Source organism: Mesorhizobium sp. M0174, from assembly GCF_040322275.1.
In the GTDB taxonomy this organism is placed as follows: Bacteria; Pseudomonadota; Alphaproteobacteria; order Rhizobiales; family Rhizobiaceae; genus Mesorhizobium.
The window spans coordinates 321,032-339,493 of the sequence record NZ_JAMYTB010000005.1 but is presented as its reverse complement, the minus strand read 5'-3'; the positions used below and the strand labels follow the sequence as shown (position 1 = coordinate 339,493).

Below are 18,462 nucleotides of genomic sequence, written 5' to 3'. Positions count from 1 at the left end.
CCATGCTGACGCTGCATGAAAAATCCCGGGACGATACCGTGGCGCTGATGGCCGATATCGGCCGCCGCGCGCGTGCCGCGGCCCGACCGCTGGCTATCGCAGCGGCCGAGCGCAAGCACGCGGCGCTGGTCGGCATGGCTCAGGCGATCCTTCGATATGAGCAGGATATCCTCGACGCCAATGCCATCGACATCAGAAACGGCAAGGAGGCTGGCCTGTCGGCAGCGTCGATGGATCGGCTGAAGCTCGATCCCGCCCGCATCCGCGCCATGGCAGACGGTATAAATGAAATCGCCGGGTTGCGCGATCCGGTCGGCAATGTCATTGCCGCCTGGGAGCGGCCGAACGGGTTGCATATCGAACGGGTGCGCACGCCGCTCGGCGTCGTCGGCGTCATCTATGAGAGCCGGCCGAACGTGACCGCCGATGCCGGCGCGCTCTGCCTCAAGGCGGGCAATCCGGTGATCCTGCGCGGCGGCTCGGATTCGGCGAATTCTTCCGCCGCGATCCATGCCTGCCTGGTCGAGGGGCTGAAGACAGCCGGGCTGCCGGAGGATGCCATACAATTGGTGCCGACCACCGATCGCGCCGCCGTCGGCGAAATGCTGAAAGGGCTTTCCGGCAATCTCGAGGTCATCATTCCGCGCGGCGGCCGCAGCCTGGTCGAGCGTGTGCAGAACGAGGCACGGGTGCCGGTCTTCGCGCATCTCGAGGGCATCTGCCATCTCTATATCGACCGATCGGCCGATCTCGACATGGCGGTCAAGATCGCGGTCAATGCCAAGATGCGACGCACCGGGGTGTGCGGTGCTGCCGAGACGCTGCTGGTCGACCGTGCCGTCGCCGGCACGCACCTGGTGCCGATCCTCGGGGCCCTACAGGCGGCAGGCTGCGAGATCCATGCCGATGCCGAGGTGCTGAAGCTTTATTCCGACGCCCAGCCCGCGACCGATGCAGATTGGGTGACCGAATATCTCGACGCCATCATTGCGGTGAAGCTGGTCGACGGCATTGGCGGCGCGATCGAGCATATCGAGACGTTCTCCTCGCATCACACCGAGGCGATCATCGCCGAGGATGCAAAGGCCGTCGAACGGTTCTTCAACGAGATCGATTCGGCGATCCTTCTGCACAATGCCTCGACCCAGTTTGCCGATGGCGGCGAGTTCGGTATGGGCGCCGAAATCGGCATTGCCACCGGCAAGATGCATGCGCGCGGGCCGGTCGGCGTCGAGCAGCTGACGTCGTTCAAATACCGCGTACGCGGGTCGGGACAGGTGAGGCCTTGACCTTTTTCGCCGCTAGGGCTTGAAGTTTGCGCCCAGCCATCCCCCTCTGTCCTGCCGGACATCTCCTCCGCAAGGGGGGTGCTTAGCACGATGCTATCCCCTTCCGAGCATCCCGTCCCTCCGCGCTACCTCAAGATGCCGCATGCCGGGAAAGGCGTGGCGGTCGGGCTGTTCGGCGGTTCGTTCAACCCGCCGCACGCCGGCCATGCGCTGGTCGCCGAGATCGCGCTCAGACGCCTTGCGCTCGATCAGCTGTGGTGGATGGTGACGCCCGGCAACCCGCTCAAGAATGCCGGTGACCTGGCGCCGCTGGCCGAGCGGCTGCAGCTATCCGAAAAGATCGCCAAGAACCCGAAGATCAAGGTCACCGCCTTCGAGGCGGCCCACCGCGTCCGCTTCACCGCCGATACGCTGGCGCTGGTCAAGGCGCGTAACCCCGGTGTCGATTTCGTCTGGATCATGGGGGCCGACTCGCTTCGCGACTTCCACCGCTGGCAGCGCTGGCGCCGCATCGTCATGACGTTCCCGATCGCGGTGGTCGACCGGCCGGGCGCGACACTGTCGTTCCTGTCGTCGGTGGTCGCCAAGACGTTCGACTATGCCCGCGTCGACGAGGGCGACGCGCCGCGGCTCGCCCGCATGGACGCGCCGGCCTGGACCTTCATCCACGGCCCTCGTTCGTCGCTGTCGTCGAGCGCGATCCGCAAGGTGGCAAGGGGCTGAGCCAACACGGAAGGCAAGACCGCTGATGTCGCTTTTGCCGCTGCCTTGACGTGCTTGATGGGCGATCCTCGGTCATGACGATTCTCGAGCGCGACCAGGACAAGAACGGTCTAGGGCAGCCGGCCCCGTCGATCGCCATTGTCAGTATCCTCTTGTCGATGGCGCTGATCGCCGTCGGCAATGGGCTCATGTTCGCCTATATCCCAGTCCGGCTTGGCGCCGCAGGCTTCGATCCGACTTGGGCGGGGCTGATCGTCACCGGCCTTTCGGCTGGCGGCCTCGCCGGCTGCATCCTGACCGGGCCGCTGGTGCGGCGTGTCGGCCATGCCCGCGTGTTCATGGTGCTGTCGGCACTCATCGTGCTGTCCAACGCCGCGGTCGGCGCCGGGCCGCATCCCTTGCCGTGGATCGCTGCACGGGCGCTCTACGGCTTTGCCATTTGCGGCCTGTTCATCGTCGCGCAGAGCTGGCTGAACGATGTCGTTGCCAACGCCATCCGCGGCCGGGTCATGGCTATCTTCTACGTTGCCTATGTCGCCGGACTCGGCGTCGGCTATTCGACGCTGGCGTTGATCGATATCCGCGCGGCCGACGCGCCGCTGATCGGCATTGCCTTCACCGCGCTGTCGATCCTTCCCGTCGGGTTGACGCGGCTTGCGCAGCCGCCGGCGCCGCAAGCGGCGTCCGTGGCGCTCGGCCGCGCCTGGCGGATCTCGCCGGTCGGCGTTGCCGGCATGCTTGCCGTCGGCGGCCTGTCGATGACGATCTCGGGCTTTGCGCCGATCCATGCCACGGCCAAGGGCTACAGCCAGGCCGACGTCGCCTTGCTGCTTTCGGCAATGCCGGTCGGCACGCTGATCCTGCAGATCCCGCTCGGCTGGATTTCCGACCGCACCGACCGGCGCTTCGTGCTGATCGCGGCGTCGGCGCTTGCCGCCGCGGCGGGCCTGTTTGCCCTCGGTTTCGATGGCGGCGCGCTGGTGGCGCTGCTCGTCATCTACGTGGTCTGGGACGGCGCCTCGGAATCGATCTACTCTCTGGCCAGCGCCCATGCCGGCGATCGCGCCGGCAAGGACGACATGGTGGCGCTGTCGAGCTCGCTTTTGTTCGCCTGGTCGCTGTCCGGCTTCGTCGTGCCCGGCGTCGTGACCGGGCTTTCCGCCGTCTACGGCACGCAGGCCTTCATCTATGTGGCAATCGTCATTGCCGCCGCCTACTGCCTGTTCGTTCTTCGGCGAGTCGTTATGGTGCGGCCTGTGCCCGCCACCGAGACCGGCAGTTTCGCGCCGATGACGGCGCAGGCGCCGTTGCCCGTCGATCTCGCCTTCGCGCCCGAAGGTCAACGCGGGCGCGAAGAAATTTGAACACCCTCCAGCTGGCTTCAAATGCTCTATTGCCGTGTGGCTGAGGCATCCGCCTGCGGCGCTTTCGGTGCCGGCGCCGGGACCGAAAGGCCCTCGGCATCGAACGCCTGCTTGACACTCTTGGTGAGGTCGATCTGGGTGGCGAAGAAGTCGGCAGCCGCCGTCCAGTAGCGCAAGGTGATGGCGACGGTGCTGTCGCCGACGGTCGCGACAAAGGCGATCGGCGCAGGCTGCCGCCTGACACGCCGGTCGGCGGCGGCAACGCCAAGCATGGTCTTTTGCGCGAAGTCGATGTCGTTCCACGAGCCGATGCCGAGCGTGATGTCGCCGCGACGCACACCGTTGCGGGTGAAGTTGCGGACCGGCTGGTTCCATAGGGTCGAGTTGGGTGCAAGCACGTAGACGCCTTCGACCGTCCTCAGCGTTGTAGCGAACAGCCCGATCTCCTCGACGGTGCCGGATATGGCGCCGACCTCGACATATTCGCCGATGCGGAACGGCCGCAGCGCCAGCAGCATGATGCCGGCGGCGATGTTCTGCAGCGTGCCTTGCAGCGCCAAGCCGATGGCCAGGCCGGCGGCACCGATGGCGGCAATGATCGAAGCGGTCTGCACGCCGAACTGGCCGAGAACCATGATCACGACCAGCCCGAGGATGGCGTATCGGACGACCTGCGAGAAGAAATGGCGGAGCGTTTCGTCGAAGCCATGGATATGGCCGAGGCCGGCATAGATCGAACGCTCGGCGAGGCCGGCGACGATGTAGCCGATGACCAGCAGGATGACGGCGCCGACCGCCGAAAGCGAGTAGGAGACGATCAGCGTGCTGAGTTGCGCCAGGCCGGATTGCACGGTGAGGAGGGCGTTCTGGGGATCGATCGGCATGTCGGGATTCCGGTTCGTGGATGAGCCGATAACCGCTGCGGGGCGAGGCGGTTCCGATTTTCTCGCTCGAAAGCCTCATATTCGGCCGCTGCCGGGCGCCTGCTTGCGAACCATGTCTTGAAACTGCAACCTAACTCTGCCTATCTAAGCAATGTCACCTGATTTTAGAGGTGATTTGGTTGTTCTTGCTGCGAAAGGAAATACACTGAGAACAGCACTTCGGAAGAAGGCCGACATCGTGCCTTCGCCGGCCGGGATCAGCGTACACGACGCCGTGTCCCGCGCCATCAAGACAGTCCTTGCCAGTCTGGAAGACTCCAAGGCCGAAAACATCGTCTCAATCGACATTCAGGGGAAATCGAGCCTCGGCGACTACATGGTCGTCGCATCGGGCCGATCCCACCGTCATGTCTCGGCTGTCGCCGATCATCTCCTCAAGGCGCTCAAGGATGCCGGGCTTGGCACGGCGCGCGTCGAGGGGCTGGCTGGCGCCGACTGGGTTCTGATCGATTCGGGCGACATCATCGTCCATGTCTTCCGTCCCGAGGTCCGCGACTTCTACAATCTCGAAAAGATGTGGCAGGCGCCCGATCTCGAGGAGGAGACCCTCCACTGAGCCGTACTCGTCTTGATGCATGTCGTTGTCAGACATGCATCAGCGGCTCTTCGAGGCAGGGATGAAGATTACCGTTCATGCCGTGGGCCGAATGAAAGCCGGCCCCGAGAAGCAGTTGGCCGATCGCTATTTCGAGCGTTTTGCCAAGAGCGGTCCTGCCGTAGGCCTCGAATTCGCCGGGATCGTCGAGATTGCTGAAGGCCGCGCGCAGACGGCCAATGAGCGCCGGCGCGAGGAAGGCCAGAAGCTGCAGACGCACTTGCAACCGGGCACGGCGCTGGTGCTGCTGGATGAGCGCGGCAAGAACCTTTCCTCCGAGGATTTCGCCGGCCGCATAGGCTCGCTGCGCGATGGCGGGCGCAAGGCGCTGGTGATCGCCATTGGCGGCGCCGACGGCCATGACCAGTCGCTGCGCGACCTGGCTGATCTGACGGTGTCGCTCGGTGCGTTGACCTGGCCGCATCAGCTGGTCCGCGTAATGCTGGGCGAGCAGCTTTACCGGGCGGCCACGATCCTTTCCGGCCACCCCTACCATCGTTCATGAAGTCGGCTCGGTCGGCGAATTGATGCCAGCCGCCCGGATTTTTGCCCCAATGCTCATCGACAGTTTGGGCTCATGGGGTTTGCGGATCGCGGCCGGGCTCGAACATGGTTGATGGTTCGTTAACGAAGCCGCGCATAGAGTTAGGCTTCAATGTCTGAAGACTGGAAATCACGAACGGGCTCCTGGCGCGTGCGCTACGGCATCGCCGTGGCGGCGATCGCGCTTTCGCTCGGCGTCGCGCGGGCTGAGAACACGCTCGACCTGGCGCCCGACCCGGACCAGAGCCGCGCCGAATACGAGAAAGTATCGAAAGAGATCACGCTGTCGTCCGAGCGGCTGGCCAAGCTCGCCGCCGACATCGCGGCGGTCAAGAAGGACCACGCCTCGATCACCGCGGCGCTGATCCAGTCGGCGATGACCGAGCAGAAGCTCGGCCAGGACATCGAGGACATTGGCGGCAAGCTGGAAGGGCTTAAGGCGCAGGAGCAGAAGATCCGCGCCTCACTGGCCGCCAGACGCGACGTTCTGGCCGAAGTGCTCGGCGCGCTGCAGCGCATGGGGCTCAACCCGCCCCCGGCGATCCTGGTCAAGCCGGAGGACGCATTGTCGTCGGTGCGCAGCGCCATCCTGCTCGGTGCCGTGGTGCCGGAACTGCGCCAGCAGACCGACATGTTGCTGACCGACCTCAAGGAGCAGTCGCGGGTGACGGCCTCGATCGAGGCCGAGCGGGCGCGGCTGACGGCAGCGATCGGCGAGCAGGCGGCGGAAAAAAAGCGGCTCGGCATGCTGCTCGAAGCCAAGCAGAAGCTCGCCGCCGATACGCAAACCGCGCTGGCCGCCGAAAAGCAGCGGTCCGCGACGTTGGCGGCCAAGGCCGGCAGCCTGAAAGAACTGATCGCCTCGCTCGAGGCCGATAGGGCCCGCAAGGCGGCGGATGCGGCCAAGGCAGCCGAGCAAAAGACGGCCGACGCCGACAAGGGCCCGGCATCGGCTGCGGCGTCGACGGAATTGGCCTCGCTGCCGGTGCCGGAGAGCAACAGGCTCACCGCTGCCGCGCCGTTTTCCGCGCTGCAAGGGCAGATCGCGCTGCCGGTCACCGGCAGGATCAAGCGGCGCTTCGGCGCCGAGGACGGTAACGGCGCGGTGATGCTCGGTGACATGGTTGCGACACAATCCGGAGCCATCGTCACAGCACCGGCGGATGGAAATGTGCTTTATGCGGGGCCTTTCCGCTCTTACGGTCAACTCTTGATCCTGAATGCGGGTGACGGCTATCATGTCGTCCTGGCGGGGATGAGCAGAATCAGCGTCGCGTCTGGCCAGTCGGTGCTCGCAGGTGAGCCGGTCGGCGCGATGGGAGAGGCCCGGGTGGCGACCACCTCGGCATCGAAGAATGGAAATGCCACGCCGGAGCTCTATGTCGAGTTCCGCAAGGATGGAAAACCCGTCGATCCGGCCCCATGGTGGGCGGACCGTTTTTCTGGAAGGACGTGAATGATGCGGAAACTGTCGCTTCTGTTTGCCGGTGCGCTGATGGGTGCATCGGCGATGAGCCTGGTCTATGGCGCGCCCGGCTCGACGGCGAAGGCTGCGGGCTCCGAGACCTATAAGCAACTGGCGATCTTCGGCGATATCTTCGAACGGGTGCGGGCGAATTATGTGACGCCGCCCGACGACAAGTCGCTGGTTGAAAATGCCATCAACGGCATGCTGTCCTCGCTCGACCCGCACTCCTCATACATGAACGCCGAAGAAGCGCAGGACATGCGCGTTCAAACCAAGGGCGAGTTCGGCGGCCTCGGGATCGAGGTCACGATGGAGAACGACCTGGTCAAGGTGATCACGCCGATCGACGATACTCCGGCCGCCAAGGCTGGTGTGCTCGCCGGCGACTATATCGCCAAGATCGACGGCGAGGAGGTTCGCGGCCTGACGCTCAACGACGCCGTCGAGAAGATGCGCGGGCTGGTCAACACGCCGATCAAGCTCACCATCCTGCGCCAGGGCGCCGACAAGCCGATCGAACTGACCGTCGTGCGCGACATCATCAAGGTCAAGGCGGTCAAGTTCCGGGTCGAAAACGACATCGGCTACATGAAGATCACCTCCTTTACCGAAAAGACCTATGACGACCTCGAGAATGCCATCGACACCATCAAGAAGCAGGTGCCGAACGACAAGCTCAAGGGCTACGTGCTCGACCTGCGCCTCAATCCGGGCGGTTTGCTCGACCAGGCGGTGAGCGTGTCGGATGCCTTCCTTGACCGTGGCGAGATCGTCTCGACGCGCGGTCGCGATCCGAAGGACGTCACCCGCTTCGACGCGCGGGCCGGCGACGACATCGGCGGCAAGCCGCTGATCGTGCTCGTCAATGGCGGCTCGGCCAGCGCATCGGAAATCGTTGCCGGCGCGCTGCAGGATCTGCGCCGCGCCACGGTGGTCGGCACGCAGTCCTTCGGCAAGGGTTCGGTGCAGACCATCATCCCGCTTGGTGAGAACGGGGCGCTGCGGTTGACGACGGCGCTCTATTACACGCCGTCCGGCAAGTCGATCCAGGGCAAGGGCATCACGCCCGATATCAAGGTCGACCAGCCGCTGCCGGCGGAACTGCAGGGCAGGGATCTGACGCGCGGCGAATCCGACCTCAAGGGCCATATCAAGGGCGCCGACGAAGGCACGACCGGTTCGGGTTCGGCAGCCTATGTGCCGCCGGAGCCGAAGGACGATTTGCAGCTCATCTATGCCGAGCAGCTGCTGCGCGGCCAGAAGACCGATCCGGCGTTCCCGCCGAATCCGCAAAAGGCCGTATTGAACCAGTAAGGGCGGGCAAGCCGGGCCAAACAGGTCTGGCTGCCTGAGCGAAGCGATGCGATGCTGCCGGGGCCGCGAGGTTCCGGCAGTTTGATTCGGGGCTGCTGCCGGGCATGCTGCGCGTCCAGTGAAGCAAGGGGACGCGCCGACATTTTGAATTTTGCGCCTCCGGAGAAGGTTTACTTCGGGGATGCACGCCGGGGGTGCGGGCTTGGCTGATATCGGCAAGGACATAGAACGACCTCTCGGACAGGCGATCCGGCCGTCGCGCTCGGGCGGCGGGATCAGCGCCGGTGCGGTCGCGGCCGCGCTTGTCGTGCTGTCCGTGGTCGGCGTCTCCAGCGCGATCGCCTTGCGCGACAAGCCGTTCCGGAAGCTGCAGGAAGTAGCCGTTTCGACGCCGAAGACGCCGGCGGCGGCGGATACCGCCGCGGCGCCCGCCAAGGCGACGCCCGAAACGGCAGCGCCAAGCAACGCAAGCGGCGCCAACATAACCGGGCCGAAGACGGGCGGTCCGCAGATCATCCATGTCCAGACCGAGGAGGGCGATGGTCCACCCGAGGCGGCCATCGTCATCCGCGACCCTTCGACGATCGGCCAGAACCTCAGGATCGCGCACATTCCCGACAAGGCACTGATCGAGGCCAGCGAGACCGGTCCGCTGCCGATCCGCGCCGCCGACGGCCGGCGCCCGTTCGATGTCTATGCGCGGCCGTGGTCCGGCGCGCGCGGTGCACGCGTGGCGCTCGTCATCGGCGGTCTTGCCGTGTCGCAGACCGGCACGCAGGCAGCCATCGCCAAGCTGCCGGCGGAGGTGACGCTGGCCTTCGCGCCGCAAGGCAACAGCATCGGCCGCTGGATGCAGGTGGCGCGGCAGGGCGGCCATGAGGTCATCATGCAGGTGCCGCTCGAGCCGTTCGACTATCCGAACGTCAATCCCGGCCGCAACACGCTGACCGTGGCTGCGACGCCGGACGAGAATTTGAAGAATTTACGCTGGGCGCTGTCGCGAACGACCAACTACACCGGCGTCATGAACTATATGGGCGCCCGCTTTTCGGCCGACGCGACGGCAATGGGGCCATTAATGGCCGAGCTTGGCAAGCGTGGCCTCGCCTATGTCGATGACGGTTCCTCAGCGCGCAGCCTGGCACCCGAATTGGCGCTGAAGGACGGCGTGCCGTTCGTCGGCGGCGATACGGCGATCGACGCGGTGCAGGACCGCGGCGCCATATTGAAGAAACTGGATGGGCTGGAAGCGACGGCGCGGGCGAAAGGGTTTGCCGTCGGCATCGGCTCGGCTTTCGACCTGACGGTGGATACCGTGTCTTCCTGGGTGACCGAGGCCAAGAAGCGCGGCATCGAGATCGTGCCGATTTCGGCGGTGGCCATAGATCCGGAAAAAGGCTGAGATGGCAAAGAACAAGCTCGTTGACGCCGAGACACTGCCCTACCGGCCCTGCGTAGGGGTGATGGTCCTCAATGGCGACGGCCTGGTCTGGGTCGGCCGTCGCATTGCCGAGCCGGACAGCGAATTCGCTGGAACGACGCAGCTCTGGCAGATGCCGCAGGGCGGCATCGACGATGGCGAGGAGCCGCTGCCCGCGGCGGCGCGCGAACTCTACGAAGAGACCGGCATGCGCTCGGTGTCGCTGCTGGCCGAGGCGCCGCACTGGATCAACTACGACCTGCCGGCGCATCTGGTCGGCGTCGCCTTCAAGGGACGATATCGCGGCCAGACGCAGAAATGGTTTGCCTTCCGCTTCGACGGCGACGAAAGCGAGATCGCGATCAATCCGCCGCCGGGTGGCCACAAGGCCGAGTTCGACCGGTGGGCGTGGCGGCCGATGCTGGAATTGCCGGGCCTGATCGTGCCGTTCAAGCGCAAGGTCTACGAAGACGTGGTGGCGGCGTTCCGGCATCTGGTGGCGTAGCCGCCAGCCTTCCGCTAAAACAGGTCGGCATGAACGACATCTCCAGCAAATCTCTTCCGCCGACCGCCACCCTGGGCGAACCGGTCAGCGAAGCCGCGGCGGGGGCGATCCTGACCATCGATCTCGGCGCCGTGCGTGAGAATTACCGGCGGCTGAAGGCGCGGCTGGGCGGAGTCAGTTGTGCTGGAGTGGTCAAGGCCGACGGTTACGGGATTGGCGCGGTGCCGGTAGCCGCGGCACTGATGGCTGAGGGTTGTAATACCTTCTTTGTTGCGCATTTGGCCGGCGGCATCTTGCTGCGCAAGGCGCTCGGCTCAGGCCCGGCCATTTATGTGCTGAACGGCATTCCGCCGGGTGCGGAAAGGGAAGCGGTTGCAGCAGGGCTTTGCAGCGTACTCAACAGCGCCAGCCAACTCGCGGCATGGCGCGAAATGGCCGGACGGGTGGGCCGTAAGCTGCCGGCCGCCCTCCAAGTCGACAGCGGCATGTCGCGGCTCGGCATGACGCTGTCCGAGGTGAAGGCAGTCGCGCGGGATCCACAGGCCTTCGACGGTGTCGAACTGACCTTCGTGATGAGCCATCTCGCCTGCGCCGACGAACCCGAGCAACCGGCCAACGAACAGCAACGGCTGGAATTCGAACGGCTGCGCCGGATGCTGCCGGAAGCGTCGGTTTCGCTTGCCAATTCATCGGGCATTTTTCTCGGGCAGCGCTATCACTACGACCTCGTTCGTCCGGGTGCCGCTCTCTATGGCATCAATCCGACGCCGGCGAAGGACAATCCGATGCTGCCGGTGGTGCGATTGCAGGCCAAGGTCATCCAGGTGCGGATGCTGGAGGCTGGCGCCGGTGTCGGCTACGGCCACACTTTCCATGCCAAGGCCCCGCTTGCCGCGGCGACGATTTCGCTCGGCTACGGCGATGGCTGGCATCGTCGCGCCGCTTCCGCTGCCTGGTTCGAAAATGTGCGGCTGCCCTTCGTCGGCCGGATTTCAATGGATACGATCATCCTCGACATTTCCGCACTGCCGCCCGGCAAGCTGAAGGCCGGCGACCTCGTCGAACTGATCGGGCCGTCGTCGCAGACGGTGGACCAGGTAGCCGGCCAGGCCGGCACTATCGGCTACGAGGTCTTGACCAGCCTCGGCCACCGTTTCCACCGGCGCTATGTGAATCGCTAGGACGCAAGCTTGTTGTCCTCACGCATGTCTTTTCCCTGAGCATCGGCACTTGGCTGACGCCACAGAATCCGGCAGACAGAAGGCGGCGATGATCCCGGTCTCGAATCCCGACGAGATGCCGCCGCGGAGAACCAAACGATGAAGATCTTCGTGCTGGGCGGCGGCGTGATCGGGGTCACCACCGCCTATTTTCTTGCCGAGGCCGGCCATCAGGTGACGGTGATCGATCGCCAGAAAGGCCCGGCGCTGGAAACCAGCTTTGCCAATGCCGGCGAGATATCGCCCGGCTATGCTTCGCCCTGGGCCGGGCCCGGCGTTCCGCTGAAGGCCATCAAATGGCTTTTGATGAAGCACGGCCCACTGGTGGTGCGACCGGCCCTCGATCCGCATATGTGGATATGGCTGGTCAAGATGCTGCGCAATTGCACGGCTGAACGCTACGCGCTGAACAAGGCGCGCATGGTGCCGCTGGCCGAGTACAGCCGCGACACGCTGAAGGCGCTGCGCGAGGCGACCGGCATCGCCTATGACGAGCGTGCCAAGGGCACGCTGCAGCTTTTCCGAACGCAAAAGCAGCTCGACGGCGTCGGCGGCGATGTCGAGGTGCTGAAGACCTATGGCGTCCCCTACGAGGTCCTCGACCCCGACGGCTGCATTGCGGCCGAACCCGCGCTGGCTGGCGTGCGCGAAAAATTCGTCGGTGGCCTGCGGTTGCCCGGCGACGAAACCGGCGACTGCAAGATGTTTACCGACAGGCTTGCCGAGCTTTGCGCGGCACGCGGCGTCACCTTCGAATACGACACGGAGATACGGCGCGTCGTCAAGAAGCGCGATCGCATCACCAACATCAGCACCAGCAAGGGCTGGATGATCGCTGATGCCTATGTGATGACGATGGGCAGCTATTCGGCGCGGTTCATGCGCATGCTGAAGCGGCCCATCCCGGTCTACCCGGTCAAGGGCTATTCGATCACCCTGCCGATCAAGGACGCCGCCGCCGCACCGGTCTCGACCGTGATGGACGAGAGCTACAAAGTAGCGATCACCCGGCTCGGCGATCGTATCCGGGTCGGCGGCACGGCGGAGATTTCCGGCTTCGACCTGCGGCTGCACGAATCGCGGCGCCGCACGCTCGAACATTCGGTCGGCGACCTGTTTCCGGGCAGCGGCGACATGCGATCGGCGACCTTCTGGTGCGGGCTGCGGCCGATGACACCGGACGGGCCGCCGCTGATCGGCCGCACCGATTTCTCCAATCTCTATCTCAACACCGGCCATGGCACACTCGGCTGGACCATGGCCTGCGGCTCGGCTAAGGTTCTGGCCGACATCATCTCCAGCCGGGTGCCCGACATCGACGTCGGCGATCTCGGGCCCGGACGATACGCCAAGTAAGACGCCCACCAGCTAAGACAGCCAGCGGCCGGCAGGCTCATGCGAACAAACCCCTGTCCCGTTCGACGGCCTTGGTAATGAAGCTCGCGACGACCTGGACGCGGCGCAGCGGCCTGACCGATTCATGATAGACCAGCCAGTAGGCGCGGCGTATGGGTGCGACGATATCGAGAGGCACCAGCTCCGGCATCGAGCGGGCAACGAAGGTGTGCAGTATGCCGATCCCGGCGCCGGAACGCACCGCTTCGGCCTGGCCGAGCGCGGAGGAAATGGCGAAGCTGGTGCGCCAGTCGGCGCTGAATTCGGCCGCGTAGTCGAGCGAGGGACTGACGATCAGATCCGGCACGTAGCCGATCAGCGTATGCTGCGCTAGCTCGGCGGCGGTTCCGGGCAGGCCATGCGTGTCGGCGTAGGCACGCGACGCGAACAGGCCGAGCGTGTAGTCGACCAGCTTTCCCGCCACCAGGCGGCCTTCCGTCGGCCGCTCGACGGTGATGGCAATGTCGGCCTCGCGCCGTGACAAAGAGAAGGAGCGTGGCACCGGCACCAGCTGGATGGTGAGTTCACGGTGCAGAGCGGTCAGCGCGCCGAGGCGCCTGGCCAGGAAGGCGACGCCAAAACCGTCTGGCGCGCCGATCCGCACGGTGCCCGACACGTCGTCGCCTTCGCCTGAAACAGTCGAGCGCGCGGCGATCATGTCGCCCTCCATGCGTTCGGCGATCTCGAGGAAACGCTCGCCCGCCGGCGTCAGCTCACTGCCGGTGGTAAGCCGGCGAAACAGTTTTGTCCTGAGCGCATCCTCGAGGGCGGCGATGCGGCGCGAGACGGTCGCGTGATTAAGCTCCAGCCGCCTGGCGGCGCCGAGGATCTGACCGGCCCGCGCCACGGCAAGGAAGATGCGGGCATCATCCCAGTTCATCGGGATGGTCCGGATGATGACGATTACGGCAGCGCTCGACGGCGAAGAAACTCAATTTCTCTATCCCATGGCGTACACCACACATCTCTATCATTTGCGCGATTTGATGCACAGACACCCACTGCTATCTATTTTCTGCACAACGGTTGCGTTTTCGCTCGCGTTGCCATCGCTCTCGCAAAGGCGGACAATGCCTAATCACGAACCAGGGAGAGAGACCATGATCGAATACGGTCATTTCATCGGCGGCAAGCGCGTCGCCGGAACCAGCGGCCGCAAGCAGGACGTCATGCAGCCGATGGACGGCACGGTGCGCGGCACGGTGGCGCTGGCTTCGCAGGCGGAATTGCGCGCGGCGGTCGAAAACGCCAAGGCGGCACAGCCCGGCTGGGCGGCGACCAACCCGCAGCGGCGCGTGCGCGTCCTGATGCGGTTCCTCGAGCTGATCGCCAAGGAGTATGACGCGCTGGCCGAGATATTGGCGCGCGAACACGGCAAGACCATCGCCGACGCCAAGGGCGACATCCAGCGCGGCCTCGAAGTGGTCGAGGTCTGCATCGGTGCGCCGCACATGATGAAGGGCGAGTTCACCGATGGCGCAGGCCCCGGCATCGACGTCTATTCGATGCGCCAGCCGCTCGGCGTCGTCGCCGGCATCACGCCGTTCAATTTTCCGGCGATGATCCCGCTGTGGAAGATCGCGCCGGCCATCGCCTGCGGCAATGCCTTCATCCTCAAGCCGTCCGAGCGCGACCCGGGCGTGCCGATGCGCATTGCCGAACTGTTCATCGAGGCCGGCCTGCCGGCGGGCATCCTCAATGTCGTCAACGGCGACAAGGAAGTGGTCGACGCCATCCTCGACGATCCCGACATCAAGGCCATCGGTTTCGTCGGCTCGACACCGATCGCCCAGTACATCTACTCGCGCGGCTGCGCGGCCGGCAAGCGCGTGCAGTGCTTCGGCGGTGCCAAGAATCACATGATCATCATGCCGGATGCCGACATGGACCAGACCGTCGACGCGCTGATCGGCGCCGGCTACGGCTCGGCCGGCGAGCGCTGCATGGCGATCTCGGTGGCCGTTCCGGTCGGCAACGACACCGCCAACCGGCTGATGGAAAAACTGGTGCCGCGCGTCGAGAGCCTGAAGGTCGGTCCGTCGACAGATTCTTCCGCCGATTTCGGCCCGCTGGTCACGGCGCAGGCGCTGGAGCGGGTCAAGTCCTATGTCGACACCGGCGTCAAGGAAGGCGCCAAGCTGGTCGTCGACGGACGCGGCTTTTCCATGCAGGGTTACGAGAACGGCTACTATATGGGCGGCTGCCTGTTCGACAATGTGACCGCCGACATGCGCATCTACAAGGAAGAAATCTTCGGGCCGGTGCTGTCGGTGGTGCGCGCACCGACCTACGAGAACGCGATCAGGCTCGCCAACGAGCACGAGATGGGCAATGGCGTCGCTATCTTCACCCGCGACGGCGACGCGGCGCGCGACTTCGCCTCGCGAGTCCAGGTCGGCATGGTCGGCATCAACGTGCCGATCCCGGTGCCGATCGCCTACTATACGTTTGGCGGCTGGAAGGCGTCCTCCTTTGGCGACCTCAACCAGCACGGGCCGGACGCGTTCCGCTTCTACACCAAGACCAAGACGGTGACGTCGCGCTGGCCGTCCGGCGTGAAGGATGGCGCCGAATTCGTCATTCCGACGATGAATTAGCCGGACGGTTTTCTGTCTGCGCGTCCTCGCCTTCGGCTTCGGGCGCGCGGGCCGGCGTGAAGAACGGCGCCGAATTCGTCATTCCGACGATGAATTAGCCGGACGGTTTTCTGTCTGCGCGTCCTCGCCTTCGGCTTCGGGGGCGCGGGCCGGCGTGAAGGATGGCGCCGAGTTCGTCATTCCGACGATGAATTAGCCGGACGGTTTTCTGTCTGCGCGTCCTCGCCTTCGGTTTCGGGCGCGCCGGCCGGCGTGAAGGATGGCGCCGAGTTCATCATTCCGACGATGAACTGATCCAGATCGCGGAAAAAGAAGGCCTGGGCTCGACCCGGGCCTTTTTTTCGTCGCGGTCTTCATCGGCATGAACACTAATGTGATGGAACCAAGAAGGCAGCAATCTTCTTAGGTTGCAGTCCTGCCGCGAAGCAGACGCTGGCAGATCAACCAACGGCGCTGGTGACGGCTCCGGGGATATCGTCCGGCGCAAAGGAGGTGTCAGATGACACGTCTCATGGCGACTGCAGCTTGCGCTGCGATGGCCCTTTCCGCCGTCCCGGCAATGGCTGCCGAGCAATGTGCGGCACGCGCCGATATGGTGAAGGCGCTCGGCGAGAAGTTTCATGAAAACCCGAGCGCGGTCGGCGTCGTCAATCCGAATGTGGTGCTTGAAGTCTTCGTTTCCGACAAGGGCACATGGACCATCCTCGCCAGCGACACAAAAGGCCAAAGCTGCGTGATTTCAGTCGGCGAAGGCTGGGAGAGCGCGATGACGACAGCGGCGCTGCCAGGCACCTGATGAGGTTCCACGCTCGCGCGTAGCAGCGGCCTCGCATGGCCGCGCAGCCTGGTGGCCCATTCTTTCGGCGACAACCGTAAAACGGATCTGTAGGCGCCCGCTTGGGCGCCTGCTTGCGCTTTTCCGTTGCCGATACCATATATCGGGAACATAATGGGAACATCTAGAATCGTTCCCACCGATGGCAGACCGGAACACAGAAAGGAACGACGCGATGATGATGACGTCGGAACCGGCCTGGATCGCTCCGGCAAAGTGAGGCTGTCAAACCCCTCCTTTGCCGGAACGTGATGGCAAAGGAGGTGCCCTATGGCACACAAAGCACTGTTGGGATGGGTGAAAACCCTGGTTCTTGCTGGCGCATTGGCGGTGGGTACGAACACTGCAAGCGCGCAATATCAATACTGCGTTGAACATGGCGAGCTCGTCGCCCATTTGAGCGAGAAGTTCCAGGAAAGGCAGTTTGCTTTAGGGCTGATCGGTCATGAGGCGGTCATGGAAGTCTTTGTCGCCGAGACCGGAACCTGGAGTATCGTCGTCACCGATATCGCCGGCAGAAGCTGCATCGTCGCGGCCGGCGACAATTGGGAAAACGTGATGGCCCTGCCCGGCCAGGGCGCATGACGAAATGACAGGCTCAGCGTGTGGCAGCTGCCTCGGCATGGCCGCGCAAAAGTGCCATCAGGCGCTTGGCGTCCTTGGCCGCGGCCTCCTCGTCGCCTGCTAGGATCGAGCGGATCAGCGCGACATGATGCTCGGCGGATTCGGCCAAGCCGGTATCGGCCTTGTAGCGGAACCAGAAACGGCGGCTGTGGGTTTGCAAGGGCGCCGCCAGGCGCGCGGCGAACGGGTTGTCGGCAGCCAGCGCCAGCGCCTCGTCGAGCGCCTTGTCGGCCTGGATGAAGTAAAACACATTTTCCGAAATCACCGCCTTTTGCATGGCAAGGGCAGCGTCATGGAACAGGTCGGCGGCCTCGCGGGTGACGAAGCGAGCGGCCGAGCGGGCAAGCACCACCTCGACGCCACGGCGGGCGTCGAGGACACGCAGCCAGTCGCCGGGGTGCAGCGGGGCAATGGCAATGCCGGCGCGCGGCCGGACCTCGAGCAGCCCCTCCCAAGCCAGCCGCTGGATCGCTTCGCGAACCGGGGTGCGGCCGAGGCCGAGCCTGTCGATCAGCGCCCCCTCGGTGATGAAGCTCGCCGGCGCCAGCTCGAGAGTTACGATCATGTGCTCGAGCCTGCGGTAGGCCTTCGCAGTTGCCGGCTCGGAGCCCGGCCTGTCATATACCAATGCGGCTTCTCCATATTGTTGATATATCATATCAGATTCAACGTTGACAGTCGGCTTCTTAAGAAATATACGACTGATATATCAGATGGAGCGATCGATATGTGGGCCGGAGTCTTCCCCGCCGTTACGACCAAATTCACCGAGGACGACGGCCTCGACCATGCCGAGATGGAGCGCTGCTTTGCGCTGCAGATGGAGGCCGGCTGTGACGGCATCATCGTCTGCGGGTCGCTCGGCGAAGGCCCGATGCTGTCGCATGACGAGAAGATCGCGGTGCTGAAGACCGCCCAGAAGATCGCCGGCAAAAAACCGGTGCTGTTGACGGTCAACGAGGCCGGTACACGCGAGGCGGCGGCGATCGCACGCCGCGCCGCCAAGGAAGGCGCCAACGGTTTGATGGTGGTGCCGAGCCCGATCTACCATACCAATGCCGAGGAGACGGTCGCGGCACTCAGCGCCGTCGCCGCGGCCGGCGACCTGCCGGTGATGATCTACTCCAACCGGCTTGCCTATCGCGTCGACGTCACCGTCGACCAGATGGAGGAGTTGGCCAAGGACCAGCGCTTCGTCGCCATAAAAGAGTCCTCGGACGACATCCGCCGCTCGACCGAGATTATCAACCGCCTCGGCGACCGCTACGACCTGTTCACTGGCGTCGACAATCTCGCCTTTGAGGCGCTGTCGGTCGGCGCCATCGGCTGGGTGGCGGGCTTGGTCACCGCGTTCCCGCGCGAGACCGTCGCCATCTACCAGCTGATGAGACAGGGCCGCCGCGAGGAGGCGTTGAAGATCTACCGCTGGTTCCGGCCGCTGCTCGACCTCGACGTCTCGACCTATCTGGTGCAGAACATCAAGCTCGCCGAAGTTTTGGCGATCAACACCAACGACCGCGTGCGCATGCCGCGCCAGCCATTGTCGGGCGAGCGGCGCAAGGCAGTCGAAAAGGTCGTCAGGGATGCGCTGGCCGTGCGGCCGCAACTGCCGGCATTCTGATCCAG

At 64.6% G+C, this 18,462-nt stretch carries 18 protein-coding genes; 15 read left to right on the top strand and 3 right to left on the bottom strand.

Annotated features, from left to right (window positions below):
• The first annotated feature begins 2 nt into the window (after positions 1–2).
• From NKJ13_RS13850 to NKJ13_RS13840, 3 genes are all read left to right on the top strand, one after another.
• Complete coding sequence (locus NKJ13_RS13850; protein WP_352737823.1) at positions 3–1,289, top strand: glutamate-5-semialdehyde dehydrogenase; 1,287 nt, start codon at positions 3–5, stop codon at positions 1,287–1,289.
• A gap of 135 nt (positions 1,290–1,424) precedes the next feature.
• Positions 1,425–2,012 (top strand): nicotinate-nucleotide adenylyltransferase, encoded by a 588-nt coding sequence (locus NKJ13_RS13845; protein WP_352687105.1) that lies wholly within the window; start codon positions 1,425–1,427, stop codon positions 2,010–2,012.
• A 74-nt stretch (positions 2,013–2,086) separates the two neighbouring features.
• Entirely contained in the window at positions 2,087–3,376 is a 1,290-nt protein-coding gene (locus NKJ13_RS13840; RefSeq protein WP_352737822.1) for an MFS transporter, read from the top strand.
• Between the two features lie 26 nt (positions 3,377–3,402).
• Here NKJ13_RS13840 and NKJ13_RS13835 read toward each other — a convergent pair whose 3' ends face one another.
• Positions 3,403–4,260, bottom strand: coding sequence for a mechanosensitive ion channel family protein (locus tag NKJ13_RS13835; protein ID WP_254816404.1), 858 nt, complete (start codon positions 4,258–4,260; stop codon positions 3,403–3,405).
• 238 nt (positions 4,261–4,498) lie between these two features.
• Here NKJ13_RS13835 and rsfS point away from each other — a divergent pair, with 238 nt between their 5' ends.
• From rsfS to NKJ13_RS13795, 8 genes are all read left to right on the top strand, one after another.
• Complete coding sequence (rsfS, locus tag NKJ13_RS13830) at positions 4,499–4,876, top strand: ribosome silencing factor (protein ID WP_352701337.1); 378 nt, start codon at positions 4,499–4,501, stop codon at positions 4,874–4,876.
• A gap of 61 nt (positions 4,877–4,937) precedes the next feature.
• Positions 4,938–5,420: a 23S rRNA (pseudouridine(1915)-N(3))-methyltransferase RlmH gene (rlmH, locus tag NKJ13_RS13825; RefSeq protein ID WP_352701338.1), complete on the top strand. Its 483-nt coding sequence runs from the start codon at positions 4,938–4,940 to the stop codon at positions 5,418–5,420.
• A gap of 150 nt (positions 5,421–5,570) precedes the next feature.
• Positions 5,571–6,914, top strand: a complete 1,344-nt coding sequence (locus NKJ13_RS13820) for a murein hydrolase activator EnvC family protein (RefSeq protein WP_352737821.1) — start codon at positions 5,571–5,573, stop codon at positions 6,912–6,914.
• On the top strand, positions 6,915–8,240 hold the full coding sequence (locus tag NKJ13_RS13815) for a S41 family peptidase (protein WP_023719673.1): 1,326 nt from the start codon (positions 6,915–6,917) through the stop codon (positions 8,238–8,240). It abuts the gene before it with no gap.
• 202 nt (positions 8,241–8,442) lie between these two features.
• Positions 8,443–9,642 (top strand): divergent polysaccharide deacetylase family protein, encoded by a 1,200-nt coding sequence (locus NKJ13_RS13810; protein WP_352737820.1) that lies wholly within the window; start codon positions 8,443–8,445, stop codon positions 9,640–9,642.
• 1 nt (position 9,643) lies between these two features.
• Entirely contained in the window at positions 9,644–10,165 is a 522-nt protein-coding gene (locus tag NKJ13_RS13805; RefSeq protein WP_352737819.1) for an RNA pyrophosphohydrolase, read from the top strand.
• A gap of 29 nt (positions 10,166–10,194) precedes the next feature.
• Entirely contained in the window at positions 10,195–11,346 is a 1,152-nt protein-coding gene (gene alr, locus NKJ13_RS13800) for an alanine racemase (RefSeq protein WP_352504912.1), read from the top strand.
• Between the two features lie 66 nt (positions 11,347–11,412).
• The gene (locus NKJ13_RS13795) at positions 11,413–12,741 is read left to right on the top strand and encodes a D-amino acid dehydrogenase (RefSeq protein ID WP_352505150.1); all 1,329 of its coding nucleotides are present in this window, start codon (positions 11,413–11,415) and stop codon (positions 12,739–12,741) included.
• Positions 12,742–12,778: 37 nt separating this feature from the next.
• Here NKJ13_RS13795 and NKJ13_RS13790 read toward each other — a convergent pair whose 3' ends face one another.
• Complete coding sequence (locus NKJ13_RS13790; RefSeq protein ID WP_352504913.1) at positions 12,779–13,660, bottom strand: LysR family transcriptional regulator; 882 nt, start codon at positions 13,658–13,660, stop codon at positions 12,779–12,781.
• A gap of 220 nt (positions 13,661–13,880) precedes the next feature.
• Between NKJ13_RS13790 and NKJ13_RS13785 the strand changes: the two genes are divergently transcribed.
• From NKJ13_RS13785 to NKJ13_RS13775, 3 genes are all read left to right on the top strand, one after another.
• Complete coding sequence (locus NKJ13_RS13785) at positions 13,881–15,377, top strand: CoA-acylating methylmalonate-semialdehyde dehydrogenase (RefSeq protein WP_352737818.1); 1,497 nt, start codon at positions 13,881–13,883, stop codon at positions 15,375–15,377.
• 499 nt (positions 15,378–15,876) lie between these two features.
• Entirely contained in the window at positions 15,877–16,173 is a 297-nt protein-coding gene (locus NKJ13_RS13780; RefSeq protein ID WP_352648973.1) for a hypothetical protein, read from the top strand.
• Positions 16,174–16,482: 309 nt separating this feature from the next.
• Complete coding sequence (locus tag NKJ13_RS13775; protein ID WP_352687134.1) at positions 16,483–16,797, top strand: hypothetical protein; 315 nt, start codon at positions 16,483–16,485, stop codon at positions 16,795–16,797.
• A 13-nt stretch (positions 16,798–16,810) separates the two neighbouring features.
• Here the strand turns inward: NKJ13_RS13775 and NKJ13_RS13770 are convergent, their stop codons facing one another.
• Positions 16,811–17,494: a GntR family transcriptional regulator gene (locus NKJ13_RS13770; protein ID WP_352737817.1), complete on the bottom strand. Its 684-nt coding sequence runs from the start codon at positions 17,492–17,494 to the stop codon at positions 16,811–16,813.
• Between the two features lie 69 nt (positions 17,495–17,563).
• Between NKJ13_RS13770 and NKJ13_RS13765 the strand changes: the two genes are divergently transcribed.
• Complete coding sequence (locus tag NKJ13_RS13765) at positions 17,564–18,457, top strand: dihydrodipicolinate synthase family protein (RefSeq protein ID WP_352504915.1); 894 nt, start codon at positions 17,564–17,566, stop codon at positions 18,455–18,457.
• The last annotated feature ends 5 nt before the right edge of the window (positions 18,458–18,462 follow it).